Below are 18,938 nucleotides of genomic sequence, written 5' to 3'. Positions count from 1 at the left end.
CACTCAAATTGAGTGGCTTTTTTGTGACTAGTCGCACCTTATTTCCGTATAATATTCTATAAATTCGTATAGAAATTAAAACAAGCAAAACCATGAACTACACAGAAAATTATAAAGGTGTGAAGATTGATGTTCAATCTCCAAACTTAGACGTCAGTCAAGAAATTCAATCAGAAATAAGAAACTGTATCAATAAACTCGCAAAATTCACCAATGACATCAACGCGCTTGATGTCTATTTCAAATCAGAAGGTCAAGGGGGAACTGCCACCACGACAGTTGGAATGCGTGTAGGAATCCCTGGTCCGGATGTATTTGCAGAAGAAAAAGGAGAAAATTGGGTTGGAATGCTGAAATCTGTGACTGATAAGAACATCAGACAGATTCAGAAAAATAAATAATTGGAATTATTTCCGCTAAAAATTAAAGCTTCAGGTTAAAATAACCTGAAGCTTTTTATTTCATTGATAAAATTGAATGCACTGCTTGGGCTAATTATTAATATAAACACAATCCCGATCAATGCACCATATAGATGCGCATCATGATTTACTCCATCATCTCCTTTTTTGGCTTGTACCACAGAATAAATCAAAAATAGTATTCCTAATGCAAAGCCAGGTAAGCAAATAATACCAAACAGACAAATATCCGAAAGCGGCATCAAAATGATACTAGCAAAAACTGTTGCAGCCACTCCTCCACTTGCTCCCAATGCTCTGTAGAAACTATGATTTTGATGCTTCAGGAATGTTGGAATATCAGCGATCACAATTGCAGCTACATAGAATAATACAAATACAATCGTACCTGGAATGAAACCTAAGCGGTACAATAAAAACTGCTCTACCGCACCACCAAAGAAATAAAAGGTGAACATATTGAAAAGCAAGTGCATGCTGTCCTTGTGGATAAATCCAGAAAGTACGAATCTATCATATTGATTCTTATTTTTGATCAAGTAAGGGGTAAACATCCACCTATTGAGTATCGATGGGTTTTTGAAACCCCAATATGAAGCCAAAACGGTGATCACTATAAGGACCACCGTCGTTGATAATTCTATCATGTAATTCTATTTATTTTTCTCTGTGAACCAACTCTTCGGTTAATTCGAGTAATGCGCTAAAGCTTGACTTCATCGGCACATCAAGTGAATTAAACTGATCAAATCCTTTTTGGAAATAATCATGCATTTTAGCTTCTGTTAATGCTTTGATTCCGATTTGGTCGTAAATTGTGGTTACTGCCTTCACCTTTTCTTGCTTATCAAAATCGACTTTTGCTAGCCAGTCTTCTAATTGGGATTTCAGCTCACCTTCAGCAAGCTCTTTAGCTTTGATCAGTAAAAACGTCTTCTTGTTCGCAATAATATCTCCACCTACTTGTTTTCCGAACTTTGCTTGATCCGCATAGACATCCAGCAAATCATCCTTAAGTTGGAATCCAATGCCAATATTGACTCCAAAATCATACAACTTCTCCGCCTCTTCTTGAGGGGCATCTGCCAAAAGCGCTCCAAATTGCAAAGCAAAACCCAATAGGACAGCTGTCTTTTGTCTGATCATATCGATATAATCTTCCTCTTCGACCGTTGCTATTGTTTCAAAATTCATATCATGCTGCTGTCCTTCGCAAACTTCAGCAGCTGTTTGATTGAATAACCGAAGTGCTTCGGGAAGCTTTTCCGGAGACACATTGACCAACATTTCATAAGCCTTCACCAACATCACATCTCCTGAAAGTATAGCTGTGTTCGCATTCCATTTCTCGTGAACGGTAGCTTTTCCTCTTCTTAGCGGCGCATCGTCCATGATATCATCATGCATCAAGGTAAAATTATGAAACACCTCCACTGCCGAGGCGGGAGTCAAAATAGATTCATAATCCTTTTTGTAAAGTGAATAAGCCATTAGCGTCATCAAAGGGCGAATTCTCTTTCCTCCAAGACTCATAATGTAACTTATCGGTTCATACAATTCAACCGGAGAATTCCCATATTGGAATCCTTGGATATGATTTTCTAAATCTTGTAAAAGCTTACTTACGCTTACGGGAGTTGTTGTTTGATTCATTACCTGCAAATTCCAAATCTATAGTTCTTCTATCTATGTCAGTAGCGACTACTCTGACACTCACTTTATCACCTAAAGTGATCATTTTTTTGTTTTTTGTTCCAATCAAGCGCATGTTTTTTTCGTCGAACTCATAATAATCGTCATTCATATCTTGAACTCTGATCATTCCCTCACACTTGGTTTCTGTGATTTCCACAAAAACTCCCCACTCTGTGACTCCAACAACAATCCCATCATAATCCTTATCTTCTGCAAGTGCCATAAATTCCACTTGCTTGTACTTGATAGAGGCACGCTCTGCATTTGATGCTCGCTTCTCTCTGTCTGAGGAGTGCAAGCACTTGTCTTCCCAAGTCTCTGATTCTGGAGATTTTCCTCCATCCAGATAATGCTGCAACAACCTGTGAACCATCATATCAGGATACCTTCTGATGGGTGATGTGAAATGCGTATAGTGCTTAAATGCCAATCCAAAGTGACCCCGCGGCTCTATTGTGTAGATCGCTTTCGCCATACTTCTAATAGCAAGTTGCTCCAATACATTTTGCTCGGGCTTCCCTTGAATTTCATCCATCAATTGATTCAATGCTTTTGAAATTCTATTTCCCTCACCCACTTTTATTTCGTGTCCAAACTTCTTTGCAAAATTTGAAAATGTTTCCAAACGCTCCAAATCAGGATGATCGTGAACTCTATATACAAAAGTATCCGCACCTTTGTTTTTATCAAAGATAAATTCTGCCACTGTCCTATTCGCCAAAAGCATGAATTCTTCAATCATTTTGTGAATATCCTTCCGCTCCTTTACAAATAACCCAAGGGGAGTTCCCTTTTCATCCAGTTGGAATTTCACTTCCACCGTCTCAAAGTTCACAGCTCCTTTCTCAAATCTTCTTCTACGAAGTTTCTTAGCCATTTCATTTAAAAAAGTCAACTCTTCAAAGAAATCACCACTTTGATTATCGATGTTTTCCTGAGCTTGCTCGTAAGCAAATCTCCTATCGGAATGAATAACGGTTCTGCCTATCCAATGCTTCACTACATCTGCATTTTCATCCATCTCGAAGACACATGAAAATGTAAGTTTATCTTCATTGGGACGCAAGGAACAAAGTCCATTACTTAACCGCTCTGGAAGCATCGGAATAGTTCTATCTACCAGATAAACAGATGTCGCTCTGTCATAAGCTTCTTTTTCAAGACCTGTTTTTGGCTTCACATAATGGGTCACATCTGCGATATGAACACCTATTTCAAAATTGCCATTGTCCAATACCCTATAAGAAATAGCATCGTCGAAATCCTTCGCATCTGCTGGGTCAATAGTGAATGTAGTAATTCCTCTAAAGTCCTTTCTATTGCTAATTTCTTTTTGGGAAATCTCATCAGAAATCGCTTCTGCTTCTTTTGTGACATCTTCAGGGTATTCGAATGGCAACCCAAACTCAGCCATGATGGAATGTATCTCCACTTCATGTTCTCCAGCTTTTCCCAAAACTCGAGTCACTTTACCTGTTGGGTTTTTGTCTCCTTCTCTCCATTCAGTCATCTTGACGACCACCTTCTGATTGTGCTCCGCACCACCAAGATCACCCTTGTGGACAAAGATGTCATGATGCATTTTCTTAAAATCAGGAACTACAAAGGCAAAGCGAGGAGAAATCTCAACTCTCCCAACAAACTCGTCTCGACTTCTTTCTAAAAGTTCGAGTACTTTTCCTTCCATTCTTCCAGTATTACCCTTCAAAGGGTAAACCATCACTCTTACTCGGTCTCCATCAAGCGCATTCTTTAAATCCGCTTCTTTGATCAAGATATCCTCTTCAATGTTATGTTTAGCATCCGCAACGATATATGCGAATCGGGGATTCACAAAATCTACTACACCTTCAATAAATTCAGGTTCCTTATTTGATGAAAAATAATTCCGAGGTGATTTTGAAATCGAACCACCAGCAGCTAGCTTATGAAGAATAGGCTCTACACCACCTTTCACAACTGAATCTCGGATTTCTAATTTTTTAACAATTTGCTTGGAGTTAAATTCTTCTCCAAAATGATTATCTAAAAAGTTCAATACTTTTCTTGCTAACTGAGCGGCATCCATTACTTTCCCGCCTTTAGCTTTGCCTTTACCGGCTTGATTATTTGATTTTCTTCCCATAAAAATGAGTTTTTAATATTTTTCTTAATTTAATGATTATACAGCTCGGAATTAAGTATTTCCGAACAAAGTATACAATTGATTTGAAAAAGGAGTGATTTTGATTTCTTGGAGGGCTTCAAGAAGCTTCCACTTGAAAAGTAAGGGTAAAAACTTTTAACTTTCGGGCGGCTATTCAAAACTTTTTCACTTACGATACCCAAAGATAAGAATAAGATTATTGCTAAAAAGGTTCAAAAGGAAGAAAAACAAAAGAACAAGTCGTCAATTTGATTAGATGACTTGATCTTAAGATTAAAACTTCGGGAAATCCCTCCATGATACAAGATCACCTGCAGATCGCTTTTGGTTTTCATTCCCTCCATAAACCAAGATTTTTTGAAGTCCTTCAATTTTTGAAATCTGCTCAAATTTATTAAGACCATCAAACATGTCGGTTGTGACGGTTTTAGAGGCCTTGAATTCCACAATGCTATAATCTAGTCCCTTGTCCACAAGCAGATCAACTTCATTGCCTCCAGAATCTCTCCAAAACCATATATCTTCTACATTATTTGCATGATGCATTTGCTTTACATATTCCGCAATCATCATATTTTCAAATAAGGCTCCTTTAAAAGGATGAATCAACAGTTTTTCAGCAGAAGAAATTTTTAGCAAATGGCAAAGCAATCCTGTGTCATAAAAATACAGCTTCGGGGTTTTCAAAACTCTCTTGCTAAAATTCTTATAATATGGATAGATCTGAAAAGTAATGAAACTTTGTTCCAGTGCGGAAAGCCAGGCTTTGGCAGTAGGCTGAGTTATCCCACATTCATTTGCCAAAGCATTCAAATTCAGTAACTGTCCTGCACGAGCTGCACAAAGCGACAGAAAATTCTGAAACAACCGCATTTCCCTGATCGCAATCAATTCACTCACATCCCGATTGATGTAGGTTTGTATGTAGTTCGAATAAAATATCTTTGTCGGAATGTCTCTATGATAAATAGCTGGATAGTAGCCTTTGACCAAATTATCCAAGAATTCATCTTGCAACAAACCAGCTGAACTTAGCTCTAGATGATCTAAAGGGAAAAGCTTAAAAATAGCAACTCTCCCTGCCAAACTCTGCGTAATATTTTGCATCAGATGGAAATTCTGGGAACCCGACAACACATATGATCCCATCCTGTCAGGATGCTCGTCCACTTTGGTTTGTAGATAGGAAAAGAGCGCAGGCACTCTTTGAACTTCATCAAAAATCACCTGATGATCGTATTCTTCCAAAAACCCATTTGGATCTTTCTCAGCAAAATTTCTATAGTCAGGATTCTCTAGACTTATATACCGATACCCTTGAAACAAATCTTTCAATAAAGTGGTCTTGCCCGACTGCCTTGGACCAGTCAAAGCAATGATAGGATACTTTGGTATCATTGCCTTTACTGCATCATATATCCTCCTGTTAATCAGCATTATTTTTTATTTCAAAATTAACACCTATTTTGAAATAACACAAGTACAATTTTGAAATTACATTACTTCAATTTTGAATTTACATGCTATTTATTTTGAATTAACATAGCTTAAATCTTGTGATTACAGAACAACAATTTTGAATACACACCTCGTATGGCCCAAAATTGACTATCCTCAATCTTAAAAAATCCTGGGGAGCATTATCACATTAATAGACTCCAAACTTTGAGATTTAACAGATTAAATTTTGAAATAGCACAACATCAATTTTGAAATAACACAGAATAAATTTTGAAATAACATGATATCTATTTTGAAATATCATGGATCTTATTTGAAGACAGAGTGATGAAAAAATAAATATCAAATTACTCCTGCTCAAGATCCAAATTGATAATCTCAAACTCAATCTCAGGTGGCAAGCCTTGAAAAGCCAAATAAATCTGTGCAGTCACCAACACATCTCTCAAACAATATTCGCGAATAGCTTGCAAATCATTTTGATTATAATAGGCGTCATTCACCTGAGAGCCATCAATTCCTTCTTTGGAAGTTGGGATGTCAAAAACAGCTGCCAATAGCTCCAAACGTGTGTAATGCTTATAATCGCCAAATTTCCATAGCTCCAAAGTATCTAGGTGCCCAATTTCCCAAGGCTTCTTTCCAGCCATCTGAAGTGGCTCTGGCAAAGGAATTCTATTAATCAAAATTCTTCTAGCGAGGTAAGGGAAATCAAACTCTTTCCCGTTGTGGGCGCACAAAATCCAAGCTTTCTTCTGTAACAATTCCGCAAAATCCAATAGCGAATCATATTCAGATTCCGCCGCATAGCTCTTGGTTCGGAATCGTAAAGTCTTAGTCTCTTTATCAAATTTAAAATAACCAACACCTACACAGATTACTTTACCAAACTCTGCATAAATACCAGCTTTTTCGAAGAAAAGACTTCCTGCTTTATATTCTTCCTCAGATTTGTTAATTAGTTTTTCTTTTTTGATCCACTCATCCTGAAGCCTCTCCGGAAGTGCATCAAAGCTCGATTCGACAGAAGCTGTCTCAATATCCAAAAACAGGATATCACTCAATTCACTAAAAAAATCAGTCATTTTGTTTTTATCTATGCAAAACACCTTCGAGACCAAGCTCGGGAATCATACGTACATTCGAAGGGTCCATGCTACCTTCAGTAAAGATAAACTTTTTATCGAAAATCTGATCCAAAATATAATAACTAACCCAAAATTCATTGTTCATTACAAATACAGCAGGATCAATGGGTTCTACTTTAGCGACTGACTCAGCGCCCAATTCTTGGATCATATGCCTAAGGACAGAAGTCTTCTTTTCCTCTCCATTTATATTCCCATAGCCTTTAGAAGTGATCATTACTGTATGTAACTCTATCAAGTTTAAATTGATAATATACACTGACCACTCCTCATTTCTATTAACCATTTCTTTTGCAATGGCCAATTTTACGCCCGTAACTGGGTGAAAATCAATATCTTTTTTCATCCTAATTTTTATCTCAATATCCTTAATCCTCAACAAATTCCATTTCGAATAAATGGCCAATATGCGCTTTTACTTTATGCTTTACTTCATTTTCATCAACAGGTCTTCCCAATTCCAAATGCATAGATGTGACAGCTTTATCAGCAATTCCACAGGGAACAATATTTTTGAAATAATCTAAGTCTGCATTGACATTGAAAGCGAATCCATGCATAGTCACCCAGCGACTAGACTTTACACCAAGGGCACATATTTTTCTCGGATTCTCCTGTTTGATGTGATCGAGCCATACACCCGTCAGCCCTTCTATCCTACCCGCTTCAATTCCATATTCCTTGAGCGTAAGGATAATCGCCTCCTCCAAAAGTCTCAAATACTTATGAATATCTGTGAAAAAATTATCCAAATCCAAAATTGGATAACCAACAAGTTGACCAGGACCATGATAAGTGATATCTCCACCCCGATTGATCTTATAAAATGTAGCCTCTTTTTCCTGAAGCCCTTTTTCATCTAATAATAGATGAGTCAATTCTCCACTTTTACCCAAGGTATAAACGTGAGGATGTTCCACAAAAAAAAGATGATTCTCTGTTATTTGCTGCTCTCCATCTCCTACCTTTCGGTTTTCAATCTTCAAAGCAACAGTTTTTGCGAAAATTTCTTCCTGAAAATCCCAGGTCTCCTTATAATCCTTTCGGCCAAGATCTAGAAATTTTACTTTTTTATTTATAATTTGATTCACAGTTATTGTTAATTTCTTTGACAAACGCCAATAGTTAAATTTCAGTTCTGACAATTACTTGGCAGAGTCAATGATTTTAAATTGATTTTTCAAAATTAAACAAATATTGTGATGGCAGAGCATAATGAAAAAGGAAAGCGTGCAGAAGAGTTGGCCAAGGATTGGCTGACGGGTAAGGGCTATGATTTCAAAGAAGCAAATTACCGATATAGTCATTCGGAAATTGATTTGATCTTCGAATACAGAGGGATTCTTGTTTTTGTAGAAGTAAAGTTCAGAAGTGGTGTTGGTTTTGGTTTTGCAGAAGAATTTGTTGACTACACCAAAAGGAGGCTAATCATCAAAGCAGCAGACCACTATATTCATGAAAATGATTGGCATAAGGATATTCGATTTGATATCGTTGGAGTATATCAAGATAAGAATGGGAATGTTAATTTTAGACAATTTGAAGATGCTTTTTATTAAAAAAAACCTCCAAATCAGAGGGCTCTTACTTAACTATTTGGTTTGAATTTCTCAATATAATTCTCAACTGGATCTAGAGATTGTAAATAACTGTAGATCGCTTTCAGATCAGACTCTTCCATCCCTGAGTACATGACCCAAGGCATGATTGTTTGAAAATCCTCAGGAGCTAATTTCTCCGGAATGTAACTTTCTGAACTATACCTTTTGAACCGTTGAATAAACATATCTTCAGTCCAATTTTTAAGACCACTTTCATGTGGTGTTAGGTTTGATGTAACCAAAATCCCACCAGGCATTTCCATTTCACGACCACCAGCTAATTTCTCACCAATATAACTCCCGTTTTCAAACTTGGTGTGGCAATCAGCACACGCTGCAGCTTTGACCAAATAGCCTCCGTAAGCAATTTGATCATTAGGATCAGGCTTTTTAGTGAAATTTGCTTTTTTAGGCATAGTTCTCAAAATCAAACTAAAAGGAAAATCGGCTTTTGATTTTGGGTGATCTGTTTTTACTGGGTCAAGCGTCCTGATATAGGCAATGATAGCTTCCAAGTCTTCGATATCCAGTTGCCCGTAGTTTTTGTAAGGCATGATTGGAAATATTGCCGAACCATCTTTTCTTACACCCGTCGAAATTAATCTCAAAAGCTCTCCATCAGTCCAATCACCTATTCCTGCTGGAGTGATATTGGCTGAGATAAATGTTCCAGGGAAACCCATTTTTTGATCAAAAACCTCACCTCCTGTACTTTCGGTCCCCGGGACGATAGGTCCTGAGAAAAGAGTAAAATCTCTCATAGAATGACAATCTACACAAACCATCACATGATTTGCAAGATACTTCCCATGCGCTACTTTCTCATCGGTATTCTCTACTTTGAAATCAGCCGGCGGATCTCCAACATTTGGCAATGCAATACTGACATAAACTACCGCGACTAAAATCAAAATAACGAGCCCAGTTACAAAATATGCTAAATTTTTCAATCCTTTTTTCATCATTTATCTGATTTTGATTGTTCAAAAATTATAAATGAATGTAAACAGAAATCAAATCCTAGCTAATAAGATTGGGAGCAACCTGCATAATTTGTGAAAGAAGTGTGAAAAAACGTAAAACTGGTAAAATATGATCCAAAATTGAAATTAGGATTTTGAAAAATAATTTAAAAATGAATTAAAAGAAGTGAATTCAAAATCCTCATTTTCGGAGTTCAAGGAAATTAAAAAAGGCGTTTCAGTAATACCTAGGGAAATCAAATCAGCGGGCAATTCCAACTTATTCTTTCTGATGAAAAGCTTAAGCCAACGAGTCAATTTATCCTCCCCAAGAATCTTAGGGTAAGTATATTCTTTTGATTCCTGAACCTTCCCTGTTGAAATATCAAACTTCAAACTATCATTTGGAAGTAGTAGGTCAATCTTTTTATTCACAATCAGGTCTTCAGGACTACCACAAATCAAAGGCAAGCCACACTGCATCAACCAAAATTCATCCGCAGTTTCAATTGCAATATCCAAATCATGGGTCACTACCAACACCGCCTTTCCCTCATCTTGAGCAATCCTCCTAAGCAAATGCATGATTTCAAATCGATTGATCAAGTCTAAATGAGCCGTAGGTTCATCCAAAATCAAGACTTCACCATCTTGAACAAGCGCTCTGGCAATCATCACTTTTTGCAATTGTCCATCACTGAGCTCTGATAATAGTTTGTCTTTCAAATAATTCGTGTTTGTTGCCGCAAGTGCCCTTTCTACCACTTCATGATCTTGAATCGAGAGATTTCCAAGCCAAGAGGTGTGTGGAATTCTGCCCAACGAAACCAATTGATAAACTGTCAAATTCCCCAGTGCTACTTTGTCAGTTAAAACAACAGCTATCTTTTTCGCCAATAGTTTTGAATTATAATCTGAAATGGCTTTTCCTGACAAAATGATTTCCCCTTTTAAAACTGGGATTTGTCCCATGATGGTTTTGATCAAGGTGGACTTCCCCACTCCATTAGGACCTAACAAACAGGTTAATTTGCCTTTTTCAAGACTAAATGAAATCTCTTCGGCAATGATTGATTCTTTGCCTTGCTTTTTATAACCCAGCGCTAAACCTTCTCCTTTCAAAATCACCTTTGTTTCCATGCTCTTCTGATTAAAATTCTTTACTGAAATTTCTTCTTAAAATTAACCAAATTACTATCGGAGCACCTATCAAGGAAGTGACTGCATTGATTGGAAGAGTCTGTGCTGATCCGGGAAGCTGACTAATTGCATCGCAAAAGAGAAGTACAATGGCACCAATTAAAGCTGCTGCTGGAAAAAGAATTTTATGATCTCCACTTTTGAAAACCAGTCTTGCCATGTGAGGAACGGTAATTCCTATAAAAGCAATTGGACCACAAAAAGCAGTGGCAGAACCTGCTAAGATTCCAGTACTAATGATCATCGCCCAACGCAAGCGATGGATATTCACTCCCATACTTTTTGCGTAGGCTTCACCTAAAAGCATGGCATTGTAAGACTTGATGAAAATCAAAACTGGAATAATGCCCAAAACACAAGCTAGGAAAAATAATTCTAACTGTCCGGCTTGAGTCCCCCCAAGGCTACCCATAGACCAAACTGTAAAAACCTTCAATTGCTCCGCATCGCTAAAATAAGCCAAGACTGAAATAACAGCTCCTGCCAAACTTCCAAACATTAATCCCACAATCAGAAGCGTCATGCTATCCTTCACTCTCCATGCGGTCAAGCTCATAAGTAAAAGCACCAGAATAGCCCCTGAAGATGCAGCAAACACAACAGCCCACATTCCAAATCCACCAGAAAAGAAGCTCAATCCAAAAGCTGAACCTGCCATAACCAGCAAAGCAACACCCAAACCAGCTCCAGAACTTATTCCAAGTACAAAAGGTCCTGCTAGCGGATTTCTAAAAAAGGTTTGCATTTCTAGGCCACTAATTGATAAAGCTAAACCAGCTAAAATCGCTGTAAATGCCTTTGGGATGCGATAACCACTCACAATAATCTCCCATGACTTCTTGCTAAACGCTTCACCAAAAAAACTTCCAGCGATTTCAGACACGGGAATATTCACCGACCCAACACTCAGGTTAATCAGGAAAAATAAGACACAAAGGACTCCTCCAAAGATGAAAAGAATAAGATGTCTAGGATTATTTTTCATTCAGTTTTGAGTAAAAGTATAGAGAATACTCGGGTAGTAATGCTGGATGGAGAATTTTAACAATGTCTTTTAATATCAAATCAGGTCGCATATAACCCAATTCGAAATATTCAATTCCTCCTGTTTCTCCTTTTTTTGATGTGTAGGAATATACATTTCCCCTTTGAAAAGCTTCAAAATCCGCATATCTCCTATCGGCTCTTTTCATAGCTTCCAATGTAACAAAATCAGATGCTCCAAGCCAAAAATCAGCATTCTGAGCTTTATCGAGGACATATTCATAATCAAGTTGAGCGCTACCTATTCCTTTTTGCTCCTCGAAAATATACGCTCCTCCAGCAGCATTTAAGAGTTGGGCACCCCAAGAATCACTGCCTGGCACGTACCACACATCTTTATACATCACTCCAGCCATCACTGTAGGCTTTTGCTCCGTAGAAACATTGGAAACCAAACGCAAAGCTTCTGAATAATTTGCTTCGATCGTCTCAAATTCAGCTTTTGCCTCCTCGTATTTGCCTAACAAGACCCCTGTAAACTTGATCCATTCTGCTCTGCCAAGTGGGTGCTGCTCTACATATTCTCCGTTGATTACAGCAGCAATTCCCGCACTTTTGAGTAAATCTAAATTTTTCAGATCTTCTCCCAAAGTCGAAATCATCACCCAATCAGCCTCTAAATCTATCATTAATTCAATGTTGGATTGAGCTCCAGCACCAAGGTCTTTTACCAAGTTTTTGTTTATCCTTTCTCTAGTTGGTGCGGAAGAAATTAAATCTAAATTTGGGAATCCAACCAACCTATCTGTACAATCCAACAAATCCAAATGTGGAATATGGGTTGTGGAAGTAAGGACCACTTTTTCTACAGGCAATGTAATTGTTGCATCAAATGTCCCATCAGGAATTGGTTCATCAGGACTTTCTAATACCAAATATCTGTAAGGTTGGTGCTCTCCCGGAAAAGCTTGAGAAACTTCCAAAACCCAATACCCATTGCCTTTAAATATTTGAAAACCTGATGCGTATGAATTTTGCAAAACAGAGTCTGAAATTTCATTTTCTTGAATTTTACTACCACAGGATAGAATAAAATATAAAAAAAGAACACTATATAAAATTTGGGAAAAGCGCTTCATAAAATTGATCAAATATTTTTTAAACGCCTCAAAGATACAAATGAGATTTGTTTTTAATCAATTTGAAATAAAAAGCTGTGATATTAAATAAAACTTCTCAATCCTACTCTGATTCATGGCAGCAAATAAATATTCCAAAGAAAATTTGAGTTTCTGCAAGAGGATTGCTTATGTTTGCATCAAGATTTGGTTCTCGATCCTTTATCAGGCCGTCGAGATTAAAAGGGAATTCGGTTAAATACCGAAGCTGTCCCCGCAACTGTAACCTCGTTCTAAAACTATTTAGAACAGTAATTTACCACCTGCATTGCCATTGTACGCCGCGGCGCACGAGAAGGCCGGTAAATTCAAGGAAGCCAGGAGACCTGCCTATTCTTATCAAATTCAAAGCTTTCGGGTGAAAGGCTGAGATGAAAAGGAAATGTTTCAGAACGATTATATTCACTCTTCTTAAATATCTTTTTGAAGATGCTTCGTTCTATCATCATTGTTCCCTTCTCTCAATTTTATTCCACGGATGACTTTGAATTAAATAATCGATTTTACATTATTTAATTCGAAAGGCATTGTTGATTCTTAGTTTCTTATTTCTCACTTCATTTTCAAATGAAGTTGATAAAACTTTGCTAATTCCACAAGATACCGTGGAACTGAAGTTGGTCGAAGTTTATTCAGCTCCACTTGAAAAATACAGCTATGGGCAGACGCTTCAGAAAGTTGATGCAAGAAACCTGAATGATTTTCATGGACAGTCACTCGCAGAATTACTTCAACAGCGAAGTGGACTGTTTCTAAGGCAATATGGCCCGGGGATGTTGGCTTCTCTCACCATGCGCGGAACATCCGCTGGTCACAATGCTGTTTTTTGGAATGGAATCCCAATCAATAGTCCTTCGCTTGGACAAGCAGACTTTTCGATTTTACCGGTTGGAGGTTTTGATGAAGCAACGATTCATTATGGCAGCAGCGGTGCACTTTATGGCTCTGACGCTATAGGAGGAGCTATCCACCTCAACAATAAAAATACTTTCAACAAAGGTCATCAAACCAAAATCCTGAGCACTTTTGGGAGTTTTGGCAGATGGAATCAGCAAGTAGAATATGGATATTCAAATCAAAATTTCTCGAGCAGAAGTCGCGTGTACAGAAATTTCTCCAAAAATAATTTCAAGTTCAACAATTTAGCAAGTGCTGGCAGTCCTGAGGAAAGACAGAGAAATGCGGAAGTTGAACAGTTTGGAACCATGCAAGATTTGGCTTGGAATCTTGGTTCAAATCAGCAATTCAGCACATCAATTTGGTGGAATCAAACAGACCGACAAATTCAGCCTGTGATGGGATCAAATGATTCCGATGTACAAAAGGATTATAACTTCCGAGCAGTAGTTGATTATAATAAATTCACCGCTGCAGCGATTTGGAATATTAAAGCGGGGATAGTTTTAGATGAATTGAATTTCAATCAAAGTGTCAATAAAACTTCACAATTTCTCCTATCATCAGACATTGACTGGACTATTTCCGAAAAGTTGAAGTCAAAAACAGGAGCACGATTCAATCATGTAATTGGGAATCTCAGCAGCTATGAAGCAACAGAGGATAGAATAGAACTCTATCAATCCATCAATTACCTTCCAGTTTCCAACCTCGCATTTTCTGTGAACTTAAGACAAATGATTTTCAATGGAGATTTTGCTCCATTCACACCGAGCATTGGATCGGAATGGACATTTTTTACAAATGACAAGAACAAATTCAGCACACACACTTCTATTTCAAAGAGTTTTAAAATCCCCACACTCAATGATCGATTTTGGGTTCCCGGTGGAAATCCAGACCTAGAATCTGAAAAAAGTATCAGTGCCGAAATTGGTTTGATCCATGTTTTCGAAAGTAATGATTTCATGATCAGCAATCAGTTCAATCTTTACAGCATGTGGGTTGACAATTGGATCATTTGGCTGCCAAGAGGGAGTTTTTGGAGTCCAGAAAATATCCGTGAAGTCCGAAATCAAGGTTTAGAATACTTTGTAACGATTAAAAAATCATTGAATCAAACGCAGCTGGAATTCAATGGAAGTTACAATTACACCCTAGCGACGATTCTAAATAATTTATCTGAAAATGACCGTTCTCAGGGAAATCAACTTCCTTATACACCCAAACATAAGGCTCAGGGAAATTTACGCTTCACATACAAATCAAATTCTGCTTTTGTAAATGGACATTGGATTGGAGAGAGATATATCAACACTGACAACATTTCTTCAGTCGCCCCTTATGGACTTTTGGATTTAGGGTTTAGTAAAAGATTAGAATTCATCCCAAAAATAAAAGCTTCAATAGGATTTCAAGTAAACAACATTACAAACAATGATTATCAAGTTCTCAGGTTGAGAGCAATGCCCGGAAGAAATTATCTAATTAATATCAATTTAACACTATGAAAAATTTAAGATTATTAGGCTATTTGTTGGCCCTTTCATTATTCATTTACTCTTGTGACAGCAATAGTAACGAAGCTCCTTTAGGTGAATATGAAAAAGGATTACTGATCATCAATGAAGGAAATTTTTCTTCTCGTGATGGGGACATTAGCCATTACAATTTCAATACGGGAGATGTTCAACAGAATATCTTTGAAAAGGTAAACAATAGGCCTTTCGCAGGATTAGTTCAAAGCCTTATTGAAAATGAAGATAAATTCTACATTGTCTCAAACACAGGTAAAGTAGAAATTGTCAACAAAAATACTTTCCAAAGTTTAGGGTCAGTCGAAGGTGATGAATTGAATATTCCAAGATCGGCTACCATAGCAAATAGCAAAATCTACATCTCAGATTGGGGTCCTTATGATGCTAACTTCGCTAGTCCTAATTCGTTCATCGCCATCGTCAATAACACCTTAGGCGGAGAGATTGCAAAAAAGGCAAAAACTTCCAGCCGTCCAGAAAGCTTTCATCAAATCAACAATGATTTACTGATTGCATGTTCAGCAGCACGGACAATAGATGTAATGAGAATTGGCGTGGATACAGTTGGTAGAAGTATTGAAGTCACTGGCACACCTGTTAGATTTTTAGAAAATGGTGGTAAACTGTTCTTATTTGCTAGAAATTCAAGTGCTGTTTTTTTTCATGAAATCAATAAAACTGATTACAGCATCACGAATACAACAGAAATAAACATTCCAAACCCAACTTCGAAGTTGACATTGGGTGAAAATGGAGAGGCCTATGTCATTACCTCTACAGGATGGCCTGACTATAATGATGCTGTAGCCAAAATCTCAATCACATCAGGTCAAGTCTTAAATGCTTCCCTATATGAAGGGAATGGTTTTTATGGAATTGGATTTGATGATTTTGATAAAAATATCTACGTTTCTGAGAACAATGGTTTCCAAGGTTCTGGAACAGCCATAGTCATCAATCAAAGTGGAACTGAAGTCAAAACTATCGCAACCGGGGTAGGACCATCAGGTTTTCTATTTAAAAGGTAAATGAAAAAAATCAAAATTTCCATCAGTTGGTCAGGGGGCAAAGACAGTGCTTTTGCCCTCTGGAAACTTATGAATGATCCCCGATATGAAGTAACTAGATTGCATACCACCTTCGGGAAAGAAAGCCGAAGAGTAGGAATGCATGGAATTCATGAAATATTTATAGAAAAGCAAGCCGAATCGATTGGATTGCCACTTGACAAAATCTATTATCCATCTAGCGGCAATAACGAGGAGTATGAAAAAGCTATGAAAACATACTTGGACACACTCAAAAAAGAAGATATAGAGACGATTGCCTATGGAGATATTTTTTTAGAGGATCTCAAAATGTATAGAGAGCAGCAACTTTCAAAATTAGATTTTAAAGCTATTTTTCCACTTTGGAAAATAGACACCGCGGAAAATGCCAGAAACTTTATAGCAGCAGGTTTCCAAACAATGATCTGTGCTGCGGATGCTGATTTGATAGAACAAAAATGGGTTGGGAGTATTTTTAATTTGGACTTTTTAAAAAACTTACCTAACACAATAGACCCTTGTGGTGAAAACGGTGAGTTCCATACTTTTTGTTATGATGGTCCTATCTTCCAAAAACCGATCAATGTCAGCAAAAAACAGACCGTCAGCAAATCTTATCATTTTAAAGATGAAGAAGGTATGGAGATAGAGAAGAAATTTTGGTTTGCTGAGATAGAGTGAAATCTGATATGATGATCCCCAGTCAATTCAGAATAATGATGCGGACAAAGGTTATCAGTTAATCGTCGATTAGTTATCAGTGCATCAATTGCTTTAAAACACACCACTTTATTTGGCTACTGGTGTGAAAGCGGATAAAGATAAATTCAAATAGCTAATACAAACTACCTTGCTCCTGCTAAAAGGTAAAGTACCGCCATTCTGATCGCCACACCATTTTCTACCTGATTGAGAATAATTGAGTGTTCGCTATCTGCAACGTCAGAATTTAACTCCACCCCTCTATTAATTGGTCCTGGATGCATAATTACAATTTCCTTATCCAATCTATCAAGCATCTTTTTGTTTACACCATAGTAAAGCGAATATTCTCTCAAAGAAGGGAAATATTTGATTTGTTGCCTCTCTAATTGTATCCTAAGCACATTGGCCACATCACACCATGCTAAAGCCTTTTGTACATCATATTCCACCTTTACTCCGAGACTTGCTATATGTTTTGGAATTAATGTAATTGGACCACAAACCATCACTTCCGCTCCTAGTTTTTGTAAACAAAAAATATTAGAAAGTGCGACCCTAGAGTGCAATATATCTCCAATAATAGCTACTTTTTTCCCAGCGACATCTCCCAACTTTTCTCTTATAGAAAATGCATCAAGAAGAGCTTGAGTCGGATGTTCATGTGTTCCATCTCCAGCGTTGACGATATTTGCTTTGATATTCCTTGATAAAAAATGAGGTGCACCTGGACTACTGTGTCGCATCACCACCATATCTACTTTCATTGATAGGATATTATTAACCGTATCGATTAGTGTTTCTCCCTTTTTAACAGAACTGTTACTTGAAGAAAAATTAACTACATCAGCTGATAATCTTTTTTCAGCTAATTCAAAAGACAATTTGGTTCTCGTGGAGTTTTCAAAAAATATATTGGCAATCGTGATATCACGAAGTGAAGGCACTTTCTTTATGGGACGATTAAGGACTTCCTTAAAATTATCTGCTGTTTCAAAGATCAATTGAATATCTTCTGAATTGATATCCTTAATTCCTAAAAGATGCTTCGTACTCAGTTGTGACATATCTTATTTCAAGCTTTTTCAGTTATCCAAATCGCATCATTTTCAAAGCCATTATCAGCCCATTCTACCATCACGTATTGGCTTTCAAGTGTATTTACTTTCAAACCACAATAGTCAGGCATAATCGGATAATCTCTGGTAAATTTCCTATCTACTAGAACCATCAACTCTACTTTGGCTGGCCTCCCAAATGCGATCATAGCGTCCATAGCTGCTCTCACAGACCTACCTTTGTAAAGCACATCATCGACAAGGATTACATTTTTACCTTCAATCAAAAAATTGATTTTTGTTTCATTTGCTTTTAAAGGCAAATCGCGCCTTCTAAAGTCATCTCTATGAAAAGTGGCGTCTAAGTAACCATAAGGAACTTTCACACCTGATATCTCTTCTAAAAGCAAGGCTAACTTATCTAAAACAAGCGGACCTCTAGGCTGCAGTCCCAACAAAACTGTATTTTCAAAAACATCATGATTTTCAATCAATTGATGACAAAATCTTTTAAGAATGATTTCAATCTGTTTTTGATCAAGAATGAGTTTTTTATGCATGGTCTAAGTTTGGATGCAAATATAAAAAGAATTGAATTGGAATAAAGGAAAAGGATTTAAAGTTGGCTTAAAAAGAGTCTAGTTGTTGGGAAGTTGGAAAATTGTAAAGTTTAAAGGTTAAGCGTTAATTAAGTGATTGAGTGATTGGGTGTTTAGTTTAATAGGTTTTAAGAGTAAAAGCATCATTCACAGAGAAGCCAAGTCTTGTATCTTTTGTCTCCTATCTCTTGTCTCAAGTCTTTTATCTATTATTTTCAAAGGTATTAAACGCAAAAAGACCCTTTGGCTTGAACCAAAGGGTCTGAATAATGTGGCGGCGACCTACTCTCCCGGGTGT

At 37.2% G+C, this 18,938-nt stretch carries 18 protein-coding genes and 1 riboswitch; of the genes, 5 read left to right on the top strand and 13 right to left on the bottom strand.

Translation table 11 applies throughout. The annotated features are described in order from the left end of the window. Positions 1-92: 92 nt before the first annotated feature. The gene (locus IEV57_RS17135) at positions 93-401 is read left to right on the top strand and encodes an HPF/RaiA family ribosome-associated protein (protein WP_188444271.1); all 309 of its coding nucleotides are present in this window, start codon (positions 93-95) and stop codon (positions 399-401) included. A gap of 35 nt (positions 402-436) precedes the next feature. On the opposite strand, the gene IEV57_RS17130 is transcribed toward IEV57_RS17135, so the two are convergent. From IEV57_RS17130 to lipB, 7 genes are all read right to left on the bottom strand, one after another. Then, positions 437-1,066, bottom strand: a complete 630-nt coding sequence (locus IEV57_RS17130) for a rhomboid family intramembrane serine protease (RefSeq protein WP_188444312.1) — start codon at positions 1,064-1,066, stop codon at positions 437-439. A 13-nt stretch (positions 1,067-1,079) separates the two neighbouring features. Next, positions 1,080-2,075 carry a polyprenyl synthetase family protein gene (locus IEV57_RS17125; RefSeq protein WP_188444270.1) on the bottom strand — a complete coding sequence of 332 codons (996 nt, stop codon included), beginning with the start codon at positions 2,073-2,075 and terminating at the stop codon, positions 1,080-1,082. Next, complete coding sequence (rnr, locus tag IEV57_RS17120; RefSeq protein WP_188444269.1) at positions 2,041-4,242, bottom strand: ribonuclease R; 2,202 nt, start codon at positions 4,240-4,242, stop codon at positions 2,041-2,043. The genes IEV57_RS17125 and rnr overlap by 35 nt, the downstream gene beginning before the upstream one ends. A gap of 294 nt (positions 4,243-4,536) precedes the next feature. Next, entirely contained in the window at positions 4,537-5,700 is a 1,164-nt protein-coding gene (locus IEV57_RS17115) for an ATP-binding protein (RefSeq protein WP_188444268.1), read from the bottom strand. A gap of 371 nt (positions 5,701-6,071) precedes the next feature. Continuing rightward, positions 6,072-6,809, bottom strand: coding sequence for a 3'-5' exonuclease (locus IEV57_RS17110; RefSeq protein WP_188444267.1), 738 nt, complete (start codon positions 6,807-6,809; stop codon positions 6,072-6,074). Positions 6,810-6,816: 7 nt separating this feature from the next. After that, positions 6,817-7,218 carry a hypothetical protein gene (locus tag IEV57_RS17105; protein ID WP_188444266.1) on the bottom strand — a complete coding sequence of 134 codons (402 nt, stop codon included), beginning with the start codon at positions 7,216-7,218 and terminating at the stop codon, positions 6,817-6,819. A 22-nt stretch (positions 7,219-7,240) separates the two neighbouring features. Beyond that, the gene (gene lipB, locus IEV57_RS17100) at positions 7,241-7,963 is read right to left on the bottom strand and encodes a lipoyl(octanoyl) transferase LipB (RefSeq protein ID WP_188444265.1); all 723 of its coding nucleotides are present in this window, start codon (positions 7,961-7,963) and stop codon (positions 7,241-7,243) included. A 111-nt stretch (positions 7,964-8,074) separates the two neighbouring features. Between lipB and IEV57_RS17095 the strand changes: the two genes are divergently transcribed. After that, positions 8,075-8,431, top strand: a complete 357-nt coding sequence (locus IEV57_RS17095) for a YraN family protein (RefSeq protein ID WP_188444264.1) — start codon at positions 8,075-8,077, stop codon at positions 8,429-8,431. Positions 8,432-8,460: 29 nt separating this feature from the next. On the opposite strand, the gene IEV57_RS17090 is transcribed toward IEV57_RS17095, so the two are convergent. The 4 genes from IEV57_RS17090 to IEV57_RS17075 form a co-directional block, all read right to left on the bottom strand. Beyond that, on the bottom strand, positions 8,461-9,435 hold the full coding sequence (locus IEV57_RS17090; protein ID WP_188444311.1) for a c-type cytochrome: 975 nt from the start codon (positions 9,433-9,435) through the stop codon (positions 8,461-8,463). A gap of 147 nt (positions 9,436-9,582) precedes the next feature. Continuing rightward, on the bottom strand, positions 9,583-10,575 hold the full coding sequence (locus IEV57_RS17085) for an ABC transporter ATP-binding protein (protein ID WP_188444263.1): 993 nt from the start codon (positions 10,573-10,575) through the stop codon (positions 9,583-9,585). Between the two features lie 10 nt (positions 10,576-10,585). Continuing rightward, on the bottom strand, positions 10,586-11,620 hold the full coding sequence (locus IEV57_RS17080; RefSeq protein WP_188444262.1) for an iron chelate uptake ABC transporter family permease subunit: 1,035 nt from the start codon (positions 11,618-11,620) through the stop codon (positions 10,586-10,588). Continuing rightward, positions 11,610-12,659, bottom strand: a complete 1,050-nt coding sequence (locus tag IEV57_RS17075) for an ABC transporter substrate-binding protein (RefSeq protein WP_229744555.1) — start codon at positions 12,657-12,659, stop codon at positions 11,610-11,612. The genes IEV57_RS17080 and IEV57_RS17075 overlap by 11 nt, the downstream gene beginning before the upstream one ends. 269 nt (positions 12,660-12,928) lie before the next feature. Continuing rightward, positions 12,929-13,145, top strand: a riboswitch (cobalamin riboswitch). A gap of 236 nt (positions 13,146-13,381) precedes the next feature. Between IEV57_RS17075 and IEV57_RS17070 the strand changes: the two genes are divergently transcribed. The 3 genes from IEV57_RS17070 to IEV57_RS17060 are packed head-to-tail and all read left to right on the top strand — an operon-like array spanning position 13,382 to position 16,962. After that, the gene (locus tag IEV57_RS17070; protein ID WP_229744554.1) at positions 13,382-15,205 is read left to right on the top strand and encodes a TonB-dependent receptor; all 1,824 of its coding nucleotides are present in this window, start codon (positions 13,382-13,384) and stop codon (positions 15,203-15,205) included. Further along, the gene (locus IEV57_RS17065) at positions 15,202-16,260 is read left to right on the top strand and encodes a YncE family protein (protein ID WP_188444259.1); all 1,059 of its coding nucleotides are present in this window, start codon (positions 15,202-15,204) and stop codon (positions 16,258-16,260) included. Before IEV57_RS17070 ends, IEV57_RS17065 begins: the two co-directional genes overlap by 4 nt. Then, the gene (locus IEV57_RS17060; protein ID WP_188444258.1) at positions 16,261-16,962 is read left to right on the top strand and encodes a Dph6-related ATP pyrophosphatase; all 702 of its coding nucleotides are present in this window, start codon (positions 16,261-16,263) and stop codon (positions 16,960-16,962) included. It abuts the gene before it with no gap. A 164-nt stretch (positions 16,963-17,126) separates the two neighbouring features. On the opposite strand, the gene IEV57_RS17055 is transcribed toward IEV57_RS17060, so the two are convergent. Then, complete coding sequence (locus IEV57_RS17055; RefSeq protein ID WP_188444257.1) at positions 17,127-18,050, bottom strand: aspartate carbamoyltransferase catalytic subunit; 924 nt, start codon at positions 18,048-18,050, stop codon at positions 17,127-17,129. Between the two features lie 8 nt (positions 18,051-18,058). Beyond that, on the bottom strand, positions 18,059-18,601 hold the full coding sequence (gene pyrR, locus IEV57_RS17050; RefSeq protein ID WP_188444256.1) for a bifunctional pyr operon transcriptional regulator/uracil phosphoribosyltransferase PyrR: 543 nt from the start codon (positions 18,599-18,601) through the stop codon (positions 18,059-18,061). Between the last annotated feature and the right edge of the window lie 337 nt (positions 18,602-18,938).

This window comes from Belliella aquatica, from assembly GCF_014637795.1.
In the GTDB taxonomy this organism is placed as follows: Bacteria; Bacteroidota; Bacteroidia; order Cytophagales; family Cyclobacteriaceae; genus Belliella; species Belliella aquatica.
The sequence above is the reverse complement of the archived record's forward strand: the minus strand, read 5'-3'. Positions and strand labels throughout refer to the sequence as shown.